At 59.1% G+C, this 16,183-nt stretch carries 13 protein-coding genes and 1 tRNA gene; 6 read left to right on the top strand and 8 right to left on the bottom strand.

The genetic code is table 11. The features are described 5' to 3' along the window. Positions 1-5: 5 nt before the first annotated feature. Both AC2FNY_RS08090 and AC2FNY_RS08095 read left to right on the top strand, forming a co-directional pair. Positions 6-323 (top strand): DUF6280 family protein, encoded by a 318-nt coding sequence (locus AC2FNY_RS08090; RefSeq protein ID WP_044028028.1) that lies wholly within the window; start codon positions 6-8, stop codon positions 321-323. Positions 324-550: 227 nt separating this feature from the next. After that, entirely contained in the window at positions 551-2,008 is a 1,458-nt protein-coding gene (locus tag AC2FNY_RS08095) for a cobyric acid synthase (protein WP_496802139.1), read from the top strand. Here AC2FNY_RS08095 and AC2FNY_RS08100 read toward each other — a convergent pair whose 3' ends face one another. From AC2FNY_RS08100 to AC2FNY_RS08110, 3 genes are all read right to left on the bottom strand, one after another. Then, positions 2,009-2,917, bottom strand: a complete 909-nt coding sequence (locus AC2FNY_RS08100; protein WP_496802140.1) for a hypothetical protein — start codon at positions 2,915-2,917, stop codon at positions 2,009-2,011. 75 nt (positions 2,918-2,992) lie between these two features. Beyond that, entirely contained in the window at positions 2,993-4,411 is a 1,419-nt protein-coding gene (locus AC2FNY_RS08105; protein ID WP_496802141.1) for a TolC family outer membrane protein, read from the bottom strand. 97 nt (positions 4,412-4,508) lie between these two features. Then, positions 4,509-5,162 (bottom strand): protein-L-isoaspartate O-methyltransferase family protein, encoded by a 654-nt coding sequence (locus AC2FNY_RS08110; RefSeq protein ID WP_234137734.1) that lies wholly within the window; start codon positions 5,160-5,162, stop codon positions 4,509-4,511. Positions 5,163-5,446: 284 nt separating this feature from the next. Between AC2FNY_RS08110 and AC2FNY_RS08115 the strand changes: the two genes are divergently transcribed. Continuing rightward, a tRNA-Cys gene (locus tag AC2FNY_RS08115) sits at positions 5,447-5,520 on the top strand. A 100-nt stretch (positions 5,521-5,620) separates the two neighbouring features. Then, positions 5,621-6,826: a DUF6538 domain-containing protein gene (locus tag AC2FNY_RS08120; RefSeq protein ID WP_496802142.1), complete on the top strand. Its 1,206-nt coding sequence runs from the start codon at positions 5,621-5,623 to the stop codon at positions 6,824-6,826. A gap of 79 nt (positions 6,827-6,905) precedes the next feature. Here the strand turns inward: AC2FNY_RS08120 and AC2FNY_RS08125 are convergent, their stop codons facing one another. From AC2FNY_RS08125 to AC2FNY_RS08140, 4 genes are read right to left on the bottom strand one after another with little or no spacing between them, the layout of a single operon-like run. Beyond that, positions 6,906-8,150, bottom strand: a complete 1,245-nt coding sequence (locus tag AC2FNY_RS08125; RefSeq protein ID WP_496802143.1) for an HNH endonuclease family protein — start codon at positions 8,148-8,150, stop codon at positions 6,906-6,908. Positions 8,151-8,201: 51 nt separating this feature from the next. Then, positions 8,202-8,486 (bottom strand): hypothetical protein, encoded by a 285-nt coding sequence (locus AC2FNY_RS08130; RefSeq protein ID WP_496802144.1) that lies wholly within the window; start codon positions 8,484-8,486, stop codon positions 8,202-8,204. Between the two features lie 54 nt (positions 8,487-8,540). Then, positions 8,541-12,764, bottom strand: a complete 4,224-nt coding sequence (locus AC2FNY_RS08135; RefSeq protein ID WP_496802145.1) for an Eco57I restriction-modification methylase domain-containing protein — start codon at positions 12,762-12,764, stop codon at positions 8,541-8,543. Between the two features lie 6 nt (positions 12,765-12,770). Further along, positions 12,771-13,187, bottom strand: coding sequence for a helix-turn-helix domain-containing protein (locus AC2FNY_RS08140; RefSeq protein WP_496802146.1), 417 nt, complete (start codon positions 13,185-13,187; stop codon positions 12,771-12,773). A 340-nt stretch (positions 13,188-13,527) separates the two neighbouring features. Here AC2FNY_RS08140 and AC2FNY_RS08145 point away from each other — a divergent pair, with 340 nt between their 5' ends. Then, positions 13,528-13,836, top strand: coding sequence for a hypothetical protein (locus AC2FNY_RS08145; RefSeq protein WP_496802147.1), 309 nt, complete (start codon positions 13,528-13,530; stop codon positions 13,834-13,836). 333 nt (positions 13,837-14,169) lie between these two features. Here AC2FNY_RS08145 and AC2FNY_RS08150 read toward each other — a convergent pair whose 3' ends face one another. Next, on the bottom strand, positions 14,170-14,337 hold the full coding sequence (locus tag AC2FNY_RS08150; protein WP_496802148.1) for a hypothetical protein: 168 nt from the start codon (positions 14,335-14,337) through the stop codon (positions 14,170-14,172). Between the two features lie 232 nt (positions 14,338-14,569). Between AC2FNY_RS08150 and AC2FNY_RS08155 the strand changes: the two genes are divergently transcribed. Then, on the top strand, positions 14,570-16,150 hold the full coding sequence (locus AC2FNY_RS08155; RefSeq protein WP_496802149.1) for a hypothetical protein: 1,581 nt from the start codon (positions 14,570-14,572) through the stop codon (positions 16,148-16,150). The last annotated feature ends 33 nt before the right edge of the window (positions 16,151-16,183 follow it).

The following is a 16,183-nucleotide window of genomic DNA, read 5'->3' on the forward strand; positions in this document are numbered from 1 at the left end:
ACGAGATGAAAGATTTCGTTGACGGCACCGCCTTTAACAACGAGCAAGGCAACCGTGCACGTAAACTCTTCGCGGCCGTTGTGTTGGCCGCACTCGACGATGCCATCGCCGACGACAAGAAATATGGCAACGGTCCCGAGCAGATCGCCCGTTGGGCCCGGTCGCGCGATGGGCGCGAAGTGCTGAGCTGTGCCGGCATCGACCCGAACGAGCGGGTTGTGCGCGGCCTGATGGAATTCGTGGGGCGCGGTGTGCGCACCTCGGTCGCGCTGTCGCGCGAGGAAAGCGAGCGTCGCAACGCCGCCCAGGCCGAAGCCGCCTGAGACCGGCCTTGCCACATGCAAAGACGCGCCCTGTTGTCGGGCGCGTTTTTTGTTGCCCGACGCCGGGCACGGCTTTGTTGCCCGACGCCGGGCACGGTTTCGTTGCCCGCTGGCGGGCAGGTGATCGTTGCTTTCATCCGCGCCGCAACCCGCCCGTGACCTGCCGCGCGGGGACTATCCAGCCGACCCGGAATCGGGTCATCTGAGCCAAACGGAAAGGGCCGCGCATGGTTCGGGCGATCATGATCCAGGGCACCGGCAGCAATGTCGGCAAGTCGATGCTGGTGGCGGGGCTGGCCCGCGCGTTCACGCGGCGCGGGCTGCGGGTGGCGCCGTTCAAGCCGCAGAACATGTCCAACAATGCCGCCGCCACCGAAAACGGTGGCGAGATCGGGCGCGCGCAGGCGCTTCAGGCCCGCGCCGCACGTCGGGTGCCCCATACCGACATGAACCCGATCCTGCTGAAACCCGAGACCGATACCGGCGCCCAGATCGTGGTTCAGGGCAAGCGCGCGGGCACCATGCGCGCGGGCGATTACCGCAAGAACAAGGCGCATCTGCTGGAGAAGGCTCTGGAAAGTTTCGACCGGCTTTGCGGCGACGCCGATCTGGTGCTGGTCGAGGGTGCCGGCAGCCCGGCCGAAACCAACCTGCGCGCGGGCGACATTGCCAATATGGGTTTTGCCTGCGCGGCGGGGGTGCCCGTGGTGCTGGTCGGCGACATTCATCGCGGCGGTGTGATTGCCCAGATCGTCGGCACCCGGGCGGTGCTGGAGCCGGGCGACCTGGCCCAGATTCGCGGCTTTGCGGTGAATCGCTTCAAGGGCGATATCACGCTGTTTGACGAGGGCCGCGACGATATCGCCCGGCGCACCGGCTGGCCCTGCCTTGGCGTGGTGCCCTGGTTCAACGACGCCTGGCGCCTGCCTGCCGAGGACATGATGGACATTCGCTCGGCCCCGGGTGGCGCCTGCAAGGTGGTGGTGCCACAACTGGAGCGGATGGCGAATTTCGACGATCTAGACCCGCTGGCGGCCGAGCCGGGGGTCAATGTGGAGATCGTGCCGGCGGGCCGCCCCCTACCCGGCGATGCCGATCTGGTCCTGTTACCCGGCAGCAAGTCCACCGTGGGCGACCTGGCCTATTTCCGCGCCCAGGGCTGGGATATCGACCTCTACGCCCATGTACGGCGTGGCGGGCATGTGCTGGGCCTGTGCGGCGGCTATCAGATGCTGGGGCATAGCATTGACGACCCCGACGGGATCGAGGGGCGTCCGGGCCGGACCGAGGGGCTGGGCCTGCTCGACGTGCATACGGTGATGACCGGCGACAAGCAGGTCACCCTGCGCCATGCCACCGCCCTGCCTGGCCGCGAACCGGTCACCGGGTACGAAATCCATATCGGTCGCACCGATGGTGCGGATTGCGCTCGTGCCTGGCTTGAGATCGACGGCAGGCCCGAAGGGGCCGCCTCGCCCAACGGGCGCATTCGCGGCAGCTATCTGCACGGGCTGTTCGCCTCGGACGCATTCCGCGCCCGCTATTTGGGCGAGTTGGGACACGAGGCTCTTGTGGGCTATGAGGACGGGGTCGAACAGGTGCTGGATGCGCTGGCTGAGCATATCGAGGCCCATATGGACCTCGATATGCTCTTGTCCCTGGCAGAACCGCCTCAGCGGCGCTGATCAGTCAAGTTCCTGTGCAGTCAGCGCCCGGTGGATCTCGCGTCGGACCAGCTTGCGCACGTTGCGAGTGATTCGCTCCCCCAAGGCTCCCTGCAATTCCTCGCGCACAATATCGGCCACCAGTTCGCGCAGGCTGTCTTCATCCAGAAACGCTTCGTCTGGCGACAGGATCGACGAGTCCTCTACCACATCCCCCTCAGGATCCGCAGTGGCGTGGACACCAGGAGCGAAATCCTCGTCCTGTGGGGCGTGATCCTGCCAAGTCATCGCCTCGACGCTCGTGCCCGAATAGGCATCCGCGCTCAGGCCATCTGGCTCCCAATCTTCCTCGGCCTGGCCGATCATGGTTTCTAGGACCTCGATCCGCGCAGTCAGGCTCTCTTCGGTCAGAACATCTTCGCCGCTATCCTGTTCTGCAACGGAAAACGCATCGGTCTCCTGGAACACAGTCTCCAGGTGGTGGTCAGCCACTTCGGCGTCGGGTAGTTCGAAGACGCTTCCACCTTCGGAACCGCGGGCCTCCATCTCTGGGTCTGCATTCTCGGCCAGTGTCTCGGGCTCGAGTGCGTCCGGCGCCGCTTCTTCGTCTGGCTCCGGCTCTTCAGCCGTGCCTGCCTCGGCAGGCATTTGGCCCGCGGCGGTGGCAGCTGAATACAGGGTCGCCTCTGGATCGGTCCAAGGTGCGTGATCAGCCCGGTCAACAGTCGTTTCTGGCTCGGATAGAGTTGCGTTTTCGGTCGGCTCGACTGTTTCCGCAACCCTCAATGCCGGGGTCAGCACCAGCTTGCCCGGTTTCGGAGCACTCGACGGCACCTCGGGCCGCGCCGCTGCACGCCCCTCTTCGCTTACCAACCGCCGGATCGAAGACAGGACATCTTCGATCTCTACGTTCTTTGCAGGATCAGACATTTGGTATTACCACTCTTGGCCTCGACCAGGAGTGTAGCGAAATTCCGCTGCTCCGACAACAGACGGTGCGAATTGTCACTTCTTGCCCAGTGCCTCGAGCACACGATCCAGATCGCGGCTACGTTTCGAGATCGCTGCAGGCGCGTCCTTGACCATGTTGTAATAGAGAGTCGGGTCATAGATTTGCACGGCCAGGCCCAGCCGTTCGGCGGTCAGCAGGCCCTGCGAGGCCAGCAGTTGATAGGCCGCCAGCGAGCGTTCAGTCCGGGCCGAAACACGGGCCAATTGCGCATCAAGCAGGTCCTGCTCGGCGGTCAGGACGTCCAGCGTGGTACGAGCACCCAAGGTTGCTTCTTCGCGGATACCGTCGAAGGCGACCTGTGCGGCGCGCACCCGCTCGTCCGAAGCGGTAAGGCTTGCATCGGCGGTCTGATAGCGCACATAGGCGTCGCTCACATCTTGGGTAACGTCGCGCTGCACATTCAGGAGGTTGGCACGCGAAGCATCGCGCTGCGCCATAATACGACGCACAGTGGCGGCTAAACGCCCACCGGCATAAAGCGGCTGCGAGTAGATCATCCGCGCGGTTGCGGATTCGTTGAAATTGCTGCCTCCGAAATCGTCGGTCAGGCCGAGATCCGCCTGGAAGCGGACGTTGGGGCCAAGATTCGCCCGCTGTTGTTCGACGCCCAGTTCTAGCGCCCGCACCTGATGCTGCGCCGAAAGCAACGCGGGGTGATTGCGCAAGGCCAGCGCCACCGCATCCTCCTCGCTCCGAGGCAGCCCCGGCATCGACGGCTGTCCAGCGGTGCGACCTGGATGGCGCCCCACCGCATTGATATATTCGGCATGTGCGGTTGTCAGTGCGCCATTGGCATCGGCCAGATTGGCCCGGGCGTTGGCCAAACGCGACTGCGACAAAGCGACGTCCGTGCGGGTGACTTCACCAACTTCGAACCGATCCTCCGAAGCACGCAGTTCCTCACCGAGAAGACGCACGTTGTTCTGGCGGATACCAACTGCTTCCTCCTGCAGCAATACGCTCAGATAGGCAGTGACAGCGCGCAGCAGAATTTGTTGTTCGACCTGTACCAGCGATTGACGTGTGGCCAGTACCGTTTCCTGCGCCGCCTGCTTTCCCAGCCGCGCCGCACCGCCGTCATAGATCAGCTGGTTCAACTCCAACCCGGTAAAGAATGTGTCGGGCGAACTGCTGGTCGAAGTCAGTCCGTTGCCGGATTTGGTGTAGTCGCTTTGGATCCGGGCAGTCCAGTTAACGATCGGCCGCAAAGCGGATAGGGCAATGGCAACGTCTTCGTCTGCTGCCCTGAGCAATGCGCGGTTCTGTTCCAGAAGGCCACTGGAATTATAGGCCCCGATCAACGCATCGGCGAGATTGTCTGCAACCGCCGGCCGAGGAGCAGTGGCGAGGACTGCCACACTCGCAGCTAACGCTGCCATCTTCGACAGTCGTCCCGTAAATGTCCGCAACATATTTTCCTGCCTCCAAATGCTCAAATCAGTTTTTGCCCTCTCGCAGAAGACGCTCTTAGACCCGCAAACGCAAGCGTGCTCATTGCGTCGCGCCTGCTCAAAGGCTGAACGCGCGTTCTCGCTCGAATCCCGGCAGGACCGGGGCCGTTGCGTTGAAAGCCTGCCGCCAAGACAGTCCGGAGGCGGATTTGCGCCCGATCCGAACCGTACCCAAGGCACCTTCCATGAAAACCGCGACAATTCGCCCGCCTTCTTTCAGTTGATCCGTCAGCACGTCCGGTACCTGCTCAACCCCACCCTGGATCAGGATCACGTCATAAGGGCCATGTTCGGCTGCGCCTTGAGCCAATACACCCTGATGCAGCACGGCGTTGTCCGCACCGCTATCCATCAGCAGAGTCTGCGCCTCTTCGGCTAGTTCCGTGACCTCTTCGACGGCGACAACCAGTTCTGCCATCCGCGCGGCAAGCGCCGCCGAATAGCCCAGCCCCGAACCCACATCCATAACCACCTCATCGCTGCCGATCGCAGCGGCATCGAGCATCTTTGCCAGCGTTCGCGGCTCCAACATCGTACGCCCTTCGCCCAGGTCGACCATCGTATCGGCATAGGCCACATCACGCTGCGCATCGGGAACGAAGACCTCGCGCGGGACGCTTAGCATCGCCTGGATGATGGGAAACTTGGTAACGTCCGAAGGGCGGACCTGGTTGTCCACCATCATGCGGCGGCGGGTGGCGAAATCGGTCATGGTCTGGCTCACTTGTAGATCGCTTACCGGCTTTTGCCACAACCATACCGCCCCGGCAACGTCCCATCGCGGCAAAACCGGCTTGGGTGGCCCGAATGCCCGGCGAGAATTGACGCAGAGACCGCGCATGCGGACCGGCGAGGTCTGCGCACCCGCAGCGTATGCAGGCGACCAGGGCGCGAATGAAAGTGAAGCGGGCGCAAAATCAATACGGCAGCGGTCTTGCGCTTCACGCTTGCCAATGCTAGATCGCCGCTACACCGCAAGGGCTTATGCCCTGCCGAGGCGAGTTGGCGGAGTGGTGACGCAGCGGATTGCAAATCCGTGTACACCGGTTCGATTCCGGTACTCGCCTCCATTGACCTCTTCCGCACCAATATTGTAAGAAAACAAAGGTCTGGCCACCGCCAGAACCCTACTTCGGACCCTATTTTGGACCCTACCTGGCTTGGAAATCCATGAACTACCACCCCTCAAAACTCGTCCCGCTCAAGGCGAAGGGAGGAGTCTGGTACGTGCAGGTTACCAAACCTCCAGAACTTCAAAGGGGAAAAGACAAACAAATCAGGCGCTCCACGGGAACCACGGACAAAAAGGAAGCGGAGCGGCGGCAGCACAGGATCACCGAAGAAATCTATGCGGGATTTGATGCTGAGCTTGAGCGCCTAAACCCCCAGCCAAAGGTTACGTTCAATTACGTGGTAGAACCACCTGACCCTCTTTTGGCATGGCGGCCCAAACCCGAAATTCCCAAGCAGAACATCGCCCTAAGGATGTCCAGAATATGGCCCAGGTACATTGAAAACCGAAGATGGAACCGGGAGAAGACCAAGAACGGCGTTGTGAGCCACTTGAAGGAGTTCATTTCGGTGGTAGGCGACCTTCAGATCGACCAACTGAAGAAGAAACACGGATACCAATACGCCCGGTACCTCGATCAAAGCGGCTACTCCAGTAGTACTGTCGGCTCACGTGTTCGAGCCGTGGGTACGATGCTGACTTGGTGTGAAGAACACGGACTTATAGATGACCATAGCCTTCGAAACCTTCGACTATCGGACTATGGGTACCCTGGACGACCATGGAAGCCATTCCCGTCGGAAGACCTAGTCAAGATTTTTTCCCAAGAGCTACCCGCTCAGGAACGTCTGTGCATGTCGTTGCTGGCAACGACCGGAGCAAGGTTGGACGAGATCGCATTGCTTCGGTGGAAACAGGTGAAACAGCAGGGTGAAATCACCTATATCGATCTTACGGAAGCGATCATTAAGACACCAGGCTCACAACGATATGTTCCGCTTCACCGGCAACTGATATTGCCGGAACGAAGCGAAGGGCGATTGTTCGACTACCCCGAAGGTCAAGACGGCAAATCCCAGAACAATGCATCTCGCGCAATGATGCCGTTCATCCGCTCGGCAGTTGGAGACGATGATCGCAAGGCGCTTCATTCGTTCCGGGGAACGTTGAAAGATATGCTTCGAAACGCTGGGGTACACAAGGAACTGAATGACTTCTTTACTGGCCATGGTCCCGGCGATACGGCAGGCAAATATGGCGAAGGCCACAGCCTGGAAAAACGATATGAAGCTATCAACAAAATCGATATCTCGTTCTTGGGGCCGCACCTATTGCGACCCCAGCAGGGTAGTCATACCCATTGATCAACACGAGAAATCTGGGATGCGTGTGCCTGTAGACCTGAAGATCACCCTCTCAGCACTCTCTCGATGAACATCTCATTCATCCACCGCCCTTGGCCTGATTGCAGGCCGGGCATGCAATCTGTCCGTTGGATACGACCGTCTTCCCACCCTTGGAATGTGGAACAATGTGGTCGGCATGCCATTCGCCCCACCCCAGTTTTCCACCGTCGCAGTGGGTTGCGATCTGGCAAAGGCCACCGCCACGGCGGAAAATGGCCAGCCGCTGTTCGGGTGAGAAGGATCGAACCTCATCCTTCGGCTCAATGTCCGGGAAGGCAGAGAAGAACAACCGCTCAACATACTCCAACCGGCCCCGTATCGATTCCTCGGCGTCGGTCGAGTAGCTGGTGAGCCGCTTGTATTCGATCAAACTGGGGTCGCGTTGTTCCTCTTCCAGGTCATCATTGGCCCTGCGATTGGTTTCGAACTCGATGAACCATGCGGCAAGGCCAGCCTCCGTCCCCTGGTGAACGTAGCCCTCGATCAGGGTCGAGGCCAGGCAGTAGAGCGTGATCGCATTGTAGCGTTCCAGTTCCGGTGTCTTCTCGGGGAAGCACCGATGCAGATAGTCGAGCACACGACGCACCTTCTTGGCGAGTTTCCCATTGGCGTCGAACTGGGTGTTGTCCCGGTACATCCGGTTCAGGTCGCTATCCCTGACGCTGGCGGGGCCACCGGCCATCTCAAGGCAGATCATTTGGGACGCGACGTGGTCGAACGTGAAGCGGGAGTTGGAGAACTTGCAGCTTTCGAAGAACGAATGCCCGGCGATGGCCTTCACGAAGTCCCGCATCTGCCCTGGCATCGCATTCCGCTTCTCCTGGGCTTTCAACGTTGTTCCGTTCTGGAGGCGTAGGAACATGTCCCGTACCTCATCCTCTTCGTCCGTCTGAACGGCATCCTCGACGATAACCACATCGACCGGATAGGAATCGAAAACCATGCTGATCTCCATGTCGAGATCATCATAGCGTTGACCAGCGCAGGCGATTCCCTGGATCGGATCAATATCCCTGGGGAGCGGGTACTCGCCGTCCCGAAACTCCCAGATCGCCCGTAGCCGCTGTTGCCCGTCGATCACCTCGAACTTCACGCCATCGTCCCGTTCGACGGCCCGCCAATACATCTTCGGGATATCGTATTCCCGGAGGATCGAGTCGATCAGAAGTTGCTTCTGCTTCCGGCTCCACGCCGGTGGGCGCTGATAGTCGGGCGTCGGGTCGATCTGTTTCTGCCGGGCGCACAGGGTGGAAATCGGATAGGGTTTCTTGTTCATTTTCATGGTACCGATCTCCTGACTGGTTCACGCTCACGCATTGGCGGTATTCATCTGCTATTTCCGAGGGAACGAAAACTTCGTCCCTCCACAACTCAGGGTTACCATCTCGGCTCCGATTGAGATACCAACGTTTTCCTGCCGTCCGACATGGCTGCGCAGCACCTTCAGGATCGATGGCATCGGCTTGACATCGAAGGTGATTTCCTCGTCCAGCCGACCCTCGGTGATCCAGACGAAATGGGACCCGCCAGGCATCTCGACACGCATGCCACCCACGGCGGGCACGAACGCTCCGAACCGGAGGCCCGTGCTACGGGCACCAGCAGGGGCCCGCTTCATCTTGGTAGACCGTTCCAGGGCTTCGATCAGTTCTACCAGCCCGACCTGCACGGCCTACACCTCGGGCTCGGCGTCCGGGTGACCGGCGGCGAGGGAGTTGCAGTAGGCCAGGGCCAGGTCGCGGGAGAGGTAGCGGCCATGGGCCTTCATCTCTTGCCGTTCGACGATGGGGAAGCTCGCGTAGACAAAACGGATATCGTCGCGGCTCTGTTCGCGGTTGGTGGGATCGAAGAGGCCGTAGAGGTGGAAGAACACCGCGTCGAGCTTGGCCTTGAGACGCAGGCGGCGGGCCTCGTCCCAGGGGAACGGGGGCAGCACATCGCCTTTGTCATCGACATGGCCCATGTCCCGGGCGAAGGGGGCCATGTCATGGGCGGTGTAGGTGAGTTCGAGGACGGCAGGCTTGATGATCTCGGCGGCGGTCTTGGGGCCGAAGCGCCGAGTGAATTCTACTGGTGGAACTACCGGCAATTGCTCAACGATGAACCAATTCAGATGCTGGCCTTGGACCTTTTGCCGGGCAACAAAATCGAAGACCAACGCATTGAGGTTTGCGAGTAACAAATGTGCTCGTTCCTTGAATTCCCGAATAATCCGATCCCGCTCCTGGTCATCGCAGTCGGTGGGAAACTTCGGAAGAAGAATGGGAAGGGTGTTACCAACCCCTGTAAATGGGATGATAGTGGAAATCATCGTTCGGACATTGGTTGGAGCGGTCACGTCTTTGTAGCCGAGTATCCATTCCAGTTCGGAAACGCTGGGCACGTCGGAGCGCCTGATCCAGTATTGAGGGTCAGGAACCCAACTTGGGTCACTCGACTGTTCAAGCGTTGCAGGTTGCGGCTGGGCAGGACGATGCTGGTTCTCGGGATTGACAACGATATCCGCTGCGCGATGGTCATATGCTTGGACCATCTTGCCTTCATAGAGCGGTAACCATCTCCCTTCTCGGCTTTCCCATACGTTGCCACCGACATGCCACGCCCCTTCCTTTCCCTCCAATTCCTGCTTGTTCCGGAATAGCTTGGAGTCGCTGGTCATGTTGACCATCTGCTCGTAGTTTACCGGCCACACCGGTTCCGGCTTCAGTTGAGATCGATCTACAAGAACGGGTAGCCGGTTGTAGATTCCACGAGTGAGTTCAGCATCACGACGCGAGCGAAAGATTGGTGCTGTTCCCGTGTTCGGGTTCACCCTGGCAAAATCATCTGCTGCCAACGGGAAGCATCGACTGGGGTCTTCGATCTCCAAAACGGATTGGAGAAAGAAGGCACATCGAGTCTCGTCAAACGTCCTCACTCGCGAGCATATGAATGCCGAGAACTTGAAGCGAGTATCAACATCGGGGAAAAACGGTCCGAGATCGTATCGCCCCCTGCGGTTCTCAAAGTCAAACAGCGACTTAATGCGGCCAGTGGTTGCCACTGCCCGAAAAAACTTCGCTGAGGACATATCTCCAGATAGACCCGACGGCACCAAGAGGCCGCAAATTCCTTGTTCGTTCAAAAGACCGAAGCTTCGTTCCACGAACAACTTGTAGAGATTCAGTTTTCCCGAACTCAGTAGCTCGTATTGTCCGGACTTGCGAGCAATGCTGGTGCCCGAGACAACACGTTCGGACGCCTTCTGGAACTCATTCCATAGGCTTGGGTCCGTCGTCGGCAATTCTTTGATCAATCGCTTTCTGGCTGCTCCAGACGACGCCAAGGCAACCGGACGAGATCGATCCGCAAACCAATGAACTTCCTCGAATTCATACCGATCCCAGGGCGGGTTGCCGACGATGGCATCGAAGCCGCCGGTCCTCTCTCCGTCCCATTGCCGCCAGACGCCCGGAAAGGCGACTTCCCAGTTGAGGAACCGTTCTTCCTCGATCAGCGTCAGGGCGTCCCTCAGGATGGCGGCAAAGCGGCTAACCTCTTCCCGGGCGGGTGGAGTGGCCGGAGCCATCAGATCGGCCTGTGTGGGCCTCCCAGAGGGTATCAGCGCCTCTTGGGTGGGGGCCGGGGGTGTCACGGCGATCCGGCCCCGGGCAATCTCGATGGGATCGCCGAATTGACCGTCGAGCCAGGCTTGAACGGCGGCTTTGTCCTCCTTCTCGGTCAGGCCGAGCCAGTCGATGGCGTGGATCAGCTTCATGAACCGATCCAGCGGGTGGGTCATGGCAACGACGCCTTCGAAGATTTCCGCCGACCGGTGGGCCTCGGCGATCTCGGCGTCGGTCAGGCCCTCGATGGTCTGCATTGAGGCGGCGGAGGAGCGGGCCTTGGACAGGGCGTCACTGATCAGGAGTTCCTGCCCGGCAGCGTTGAGGCGTTTCAGCACCCGACCCACGGTTTCCCCGAACAGGCTGTCCCCACAGCGCAGGTGGTGGTCAAGGAAGGACAGCGGGGCCCCCACGGTGAAGGTGTGCAGCCAGAGCGAGACCTTGGCCAGTTCGACGGCCATCTGGTTCTTGTCCACGCCGTAAACGCAGCGTTTCAGCACCATGCGGCGGATGATGTGCCGGTCATCGAGTTGTTCGATATCGACGGTCCAATTGTTGGCGTCAGCGTTGGTCTTGATGGTGGTGCGGATGTCGGCGATGCGGTCGGCCAGAGGCGAGGTGTAGGGCTCTTCGGCCCAATCGACGATGCTGGTGACCTCGGCCAGGGTCTCGATCACCGTGTCGGCCAGGTAGTCCACCAGGTTGACCAGGAAGTGGCCGGAACCCATGGCGGGGTCGCAGATGCGCAGGGTCAGCAGGGCTTCGGCGGGATCGACCTGGCGAAGCTGGCTGATCTTCTCGTCCTCGTCGATATCCGCCTCGGCCAGTTCGACGGCCTTGTCCTTGAAGGCCGAGAGCTTGTCCTTGATCAGGGGTTCCAGGGTTTCCTTGAGGATCAGGCCGACGAGTTCGTCGGGCGTGTAGTAGGAACCGCTGGATTTCCGGGCGAAGAGGTTGGGCCGGACGACCAGACCCTCCTCGGGGTCACGCTTGATCTCGAATTCCAGCAGGCGTTCGTAGATCGAGCCCAGTTGCTGGACGCTGAGATCGCGATAGTTGATGTATCGGCGTTGCCCGTCACGGCGCTCGTAACTGAGCAGATCGACAACTTCGGCCATCACGCTGTCCGGGATGTGAACCCCATCGAGCAGCGGAGTGGCCTTCCGATTGAAGAGCCCACCGTTGTACGGCGGCAGGCCGATGGAGGTGTCGCCTTTGTCGATGGCACGGGACAGGCCGTCGATCACCGACCAATACCGGTCCTGGAGCGAAGAGAAGGTGTCGTTCTGGTCCTTCCGCCTTCCAACGTCGCCCCTGACCTTATCCCTGAGCCCATAGTCGTCATATCGTTCGTCACGAACCGGGAGCAGGTTCCGATCCTCGGCATAGAGCAGAAAGAGGAGCCGGTAGAGCAGGATCAGGGCTGCATGGCGAACGTCACCGAGGCTGGCTTCGGGCTTATCCGCCGCAATGGCCTTGGCCAGGGCCGGGAACACGGTCTGGAAGACGACATCGGACAGGTTCTTGGCAACCCGTTCCTCGTAGAACCGACCTTCCTCCAGGGCTCGGATGTGGAACGTCCGGGGGTCGGTGGTTGACGGAGCGAATGACTCACGTCGGAACATCAAGGCAAAAACCCGGAGCCAGTGATCGCGTTCAGCCTGGCCTTCCTCGGTATCGTCGGCGTCAAGCAGATCGCCACGGACCCGAAGGAGTGACGCCAGATCGATCTCGAAGAACTGCTCGGAGACCGACCGGGCCCCCTGGTAGTACAGCCGCCAGACCGCCCCGTTCGTCAGGAACCCCCATCGGAGATCACCACTGGTCAGGTCATCGACACGTCGCAGATACCGGAGCATCTGGGTCGATGGGGCCGTGGCCTCGTCCTTCTTCCTGAGGCCACGGTCCAAGGGGCGTCCCCAACGTTTCGATTCAACGAGAACGACGCCGTGCTGGTATTTTTTCCAATGTTCCCAATGGGTGTTGGCAGTCGCCTTGGTTTTTTCGTCAAGAAACAAGACTCCGTCAGGGATATTGTCCCGGCCTTTCGGTGCCAGATTGACCTGACGTTCGGAGTGTTCCCAGCCGAGGGCGACCAGGATTTTCCAGATAAGATCGTCCTCGGTCTTGGCTTCGGACGGTGATTGCTCGGTCGGGAAATCGTCAAAGATCGGCTTGAGTGACCCGGCAAGTTCGGAAGGGTCAATCGAAGCGTATTCCGGCTCACTGGTAATCGCGTCGGTCAGGTAATCACGGGTAAATAACGAGCCTGCGAGATAACTGGAGTCCATGCCCATCTACTTTCTGAATATTTCTTGGACCAAGCCATTGTACCGTCCCGGATCAAATGCAGCCCCGGTTGTTTCAATCACCCGTGCGGTCTCCAATCGCAGGACTTCGACGACCGCCGTGCGTACCTGACCGGGGGTTGGCCGAGACCCCTGGGTCTGGATCAGTCCTTCGATATGCTCCACCACCAGTCCGAGTCGATCAAAGTCGGTCTGTGAAGGGCTCGTCACCAAGTTGCCCTCCAACGCCTCTGCGATGGAAAAACCGTAGGAGGCAATGAGATCGACGAACCTCTGGGCTGTGACCGTGCCCTTGTCGTTTTCCAGTCGCCAGACGGTGGTCTTGGGCAACCCGACCAAAGTGGCCGCGTCCTGAAGACTGAGTCCCTTCCTTTCCCGGGCGTCCCTGAGGATGTCGGCGAACATATGGCTTCCTTCATGATCTCCCTCCCAGTCATTCCACATTGCGGAACGAAACGGAAGCAGCGTCCACCAAGTGTGTCTGGTTTTTGTTGCGAATCGTTCCAAATCCCGGAATATAGGAACGATGGAGTTATCGGAATACCTCGACCGTAATCGTCTCAGCTTGTCGCGGTTCGCATCTCAATGCGGAACTTCGGCCAGCACCATGCTGCGGGTACGCGACAGAGTAGTTGCTCCATCGACTAGGGTAATGACCGCTATCTGGGCGGCAACCTCTGGCGAGGTCTGTCCGAATGACGTGTTCGGGCTCCACCCCCCGGAACGCGAATAACAGGAGAAGACCATGAAACACATGATACTGGCCATCCTGGCCGCAATGCTGGGAGGAAAAGCATACGCCGATGCTGATCCCCGCTTCGCCGATCCAGCGGTGATCCTGTCTGAACTTCAACAACTGCGAACCGACTGTGCCGCGCTTGCCGACGGGCAATCCGTCGAAGAGATTTTCGGCATCGTTTTCGTTCGGAATGGCCGCGTCTGCCAACTCGGCTCCGGCGACGTGGACCAGCACGTCCAGGAATTCTTCCAGACACGGGACCTCGGATGGGCCGGGCTTGACGGCGGTTCCATCTGGGTGCGCATCGGGGATTGAACGCCTTCCGCATCATTTCGTGCCAATAGGTGTTTTCCGTTCACCAGCGAGAAAAACCTCTGGCACTTGCACTGCCAAAGCGCCGAAGACCTTCGGTTCCCCAACGTATCGGTTTCTCCGAACCAAGTGTCCAAGTCCATAACTTGAAAATGCCGCCAGGCTGACTACTTCTCAATCTAGGCAGACATTGTGGTCAAATGCGCACCACTCAGGGGTCCGAGCCCCCAGTGTCATGACTGAAAAGTGAGAAGAACGATGTATACCGCCACCTCAGTTTCTGAGGAATGGGGCACTGCACCACTTGGGCAGTGCCGCCGTCGTTCTGGGTGGCACTCAAGCAGCTTGTTCCCATGCTTCGTCATCCTCGAACTGGGAGAGGTACTCGTCGAGACATCGGTTGATCAGTTCCCCCAGGGTTTGCCCGGTTTGAAGTGCGTGAATCCGGGCCTCAAGGATCAAATCCTTATCCAGCTTCCGGATCGAATGTTTGTGGCTGTCCATGATCGCCCCTCCATATCGTTCATGCCGTTATTTAGGGGCCCACTGCCAGCCTTGGAGGCACTTGGTGGTGATGTCGGACATGCCGGATCGGTCCGGCATGTAAATACGGTCATGCCGGTCTCCCTTGACCGAACGACTGGCGTGAAACGAACAGACTTGGAGGTGATCTCAGGTGTGGCGGTATGAGCAAAACACACCTGTTCCTTCGCGAAGGGAACTAGAACTTGGAGCCATGGCTTCCCACGGGCCGATGGATCAACGGTTCTCGGCCTGCCGTGAAATCCTCAGCTATGACCCGGTCAACTGGGACATGCTCAATCGATGCAGAAAATGTGGCGATCCATATCCTTGCGACATCAAATACTGCAATAAGTGCTTCGACGGTCCTTTGGACCACAACGCATGGCGTGTAGACCCAACCCAGTTTATCTCCGACGACGTACTGAACCCGGTGTTTTATCCACACCGAGTGGGTTTGGGGGCATACAAACAAATCCAACGAACCCTCCGAATGATCGAGCCATTCTACGGCCTACCGATTCGGGAAATTGCGCCTTTCACCGTCAAGTTTTGTTACCTGCAAGGTGGCGAAGACTACGTAGCAGTAAAGGACTTCTATCACCGCTGGATGCGTGAAATTGGGGATGGGTTTCGCCATTGTGTTCATCCCGATGTGAAGTTCACGTATCGGTTCGAGTGTTCGTGGACAACCGCTGGTCAAGCGAAGTGGGACCTGCCCTTCCGTGCACCAGGGGTGGCCGATGTTCAGGACATGCATCCTGACCAGGTTGTTGCCCTGTTTCACGCTCATGGCATCGGCCATTTTCCCGGGTATGACTACTCGGATGTCGGTCAGTTTTTCCGTATGATCTACGATGGCCCATCGCAGGTTGTTGTTTCAACCCCACGTCCCGATACGATCATTGGCCCTGTCGGCGAAGACATCACAACGACTCGCCTCCAACATCCTCCTCATGGCGACTCGCAGCCTCAACACGTTCTTGGTGCCCCTGGCAGCGAGGAAGTTTTTGTAGATACCTGGATTGCCAACCATTACCTGTCGGATTGGACGGCATCCATTGATGATCAACTCGATGCCCTGACCCAGGACTGGTATCTGGAAAAATCAGAAGATCATTCCACCCACTACGATGACCCGATGGCGAGGGCGTCGGGCATGGTGAAATGGGCCAGTTATACGTGCAAGGAGCACCTGCCCAGAGCCGTAAGTCGGTATGACCGGTATGGAAGTCGATCGCGTACTCGAGGTACGTGTGGAAGCAACAGGACACCACCAAACGACGGGGAACAATACGCCGAGGGAACTGACGATCCAAATCTGGTACTGAACCCAGAGCAAATGGTCATCGCATGCCACGCGGATGCTGAGCTTAAACGGGCATTTCATGGCAAGCACCTCATGCATGCCTATGGCACCCGTAGAAGGGCAAAACAAAGTTCGGCAAAACCCACACCCACCTCGAATGTCGGTGCCATCATACCCAGCCCCAAGAACGATGAACAAACCGTCGGTAAGAATCGTACCGGTGACGGGAAGAGTGCCAGTTCATCGACACATGCCTTTACTTTGCCCCGTGGTGAAACTGCGTTGCCTGGGGGCGCTGGCTCGTCTTCGACGACCATGCCATCAGCGCCCCATACTACCAGCATTCTGGTCACCCAAGGCGTCCGTCCAGACTCTATTAGTAAAGAGGACTGGGAAGGAACAACCATAAAGCCCTTACTTCATTGGGTGGGATCACTTACTGCCAAAAAGTTAAGTCTGGGGCTTCGCGTCCTTCGTCCACCCTGACTTCAACGCCCTGCCTTCGTGGGCATCACGTCC

The sequence above is a fragment of the Ruegeria sp. BHSC223 genome, from assembly GCF_059613025.1.

Coding starts and splice junctions, on each gene's coding strand:
- AC2FNY_RS08090 (WP_044028028.1), top strand. CDS start 6: ATGAAAGATTTCGTTGACGGCACCGCCTTTAACAACGAGCAAGGCAAC.
- AC2FNY_RS08095 (WP_496802139.1), top strand. CDS start 551: ATGGTTCGGGCGATCATGATCCAGGGCACCGGCAGCAATGTCGGCAAG.
- AC2FNY_RS08100 (WP_496802140.1), bottom strand. CDS start 2,917: ATGTCTGATCCTGCAAAGAACGTAGAGATCGAAGATGTCCTGTCTTCG.
- AC2FNY_RS08105 (WP_496802141.1), bottom strand. CDS start 4,411: ATGTTGCGGACATTTACGGGACGACTGTCGAAGATGGCAGCGTTAGCT.
- AC2FNY_RS08110 (WP_234137734.1), bottom strand. CDS start 5,162: ATGACCGATTTCGCCACCCGCCGCCGCATGATGGTGGACAACCAGGTC.
- AC2FNY_RS08120 (WP_496802142.1), top strand. CDS start 5,621: ATGAACTACCACCCCTCAAAACTCGTCCCGCTCAAGGCGAAGGGAGGA.
- AC2FNY_RS08125 (WP_496802143.1), bottom strand. CDS start 8,150: ATGAAAATGAACAAGAAACCCTATCCGATTTCCACCCTGTGCGCCCGG.
- AC2FNY_RS08130 (WP_496802144.1), bottom strand. CDS start 8,486: ATGAAGCGGGCCCCTGCTGGTGCCCGTAGCACGGGCCTCCGGTTCGGA.
- AC2FNY_RS08135 (WP_496802145.1), bottom strand. CDS start 12,764: ATGGACTCCAGTTATCTCGCAGGCTCGTTATTTACCCGTGATTACCTG.
- AC2FNY_RS08140 (WP_496802146.1), bottom strand. CDS start 13,187: ATGTTCGCCGACATCCTCAGGGACGCCCGGGAAAGGAAGGGACTCAGT.
- AC2FNY_RS08145 (WP_496802147.1), top strand. CDS start 13,528: ATGAAACACATGATACTGGCCATCCTGGCCGCAATGCTGGGAGGAAAA.
- AC2FNY_RS08150 (WP_496802148.1), bottom strand. CDS start 14,337: ATGGACAGCCACAAACATTCGATCCGGAAGCTGGATAAGGATTTGATC.
- AC2FNY_RS08155 (WP_496802149.1), top strand. CDS start 14,570: ATGGCTTCCCACGGGCCGATGGATCAACGGTTCTCGGCCTGCCGTGAA.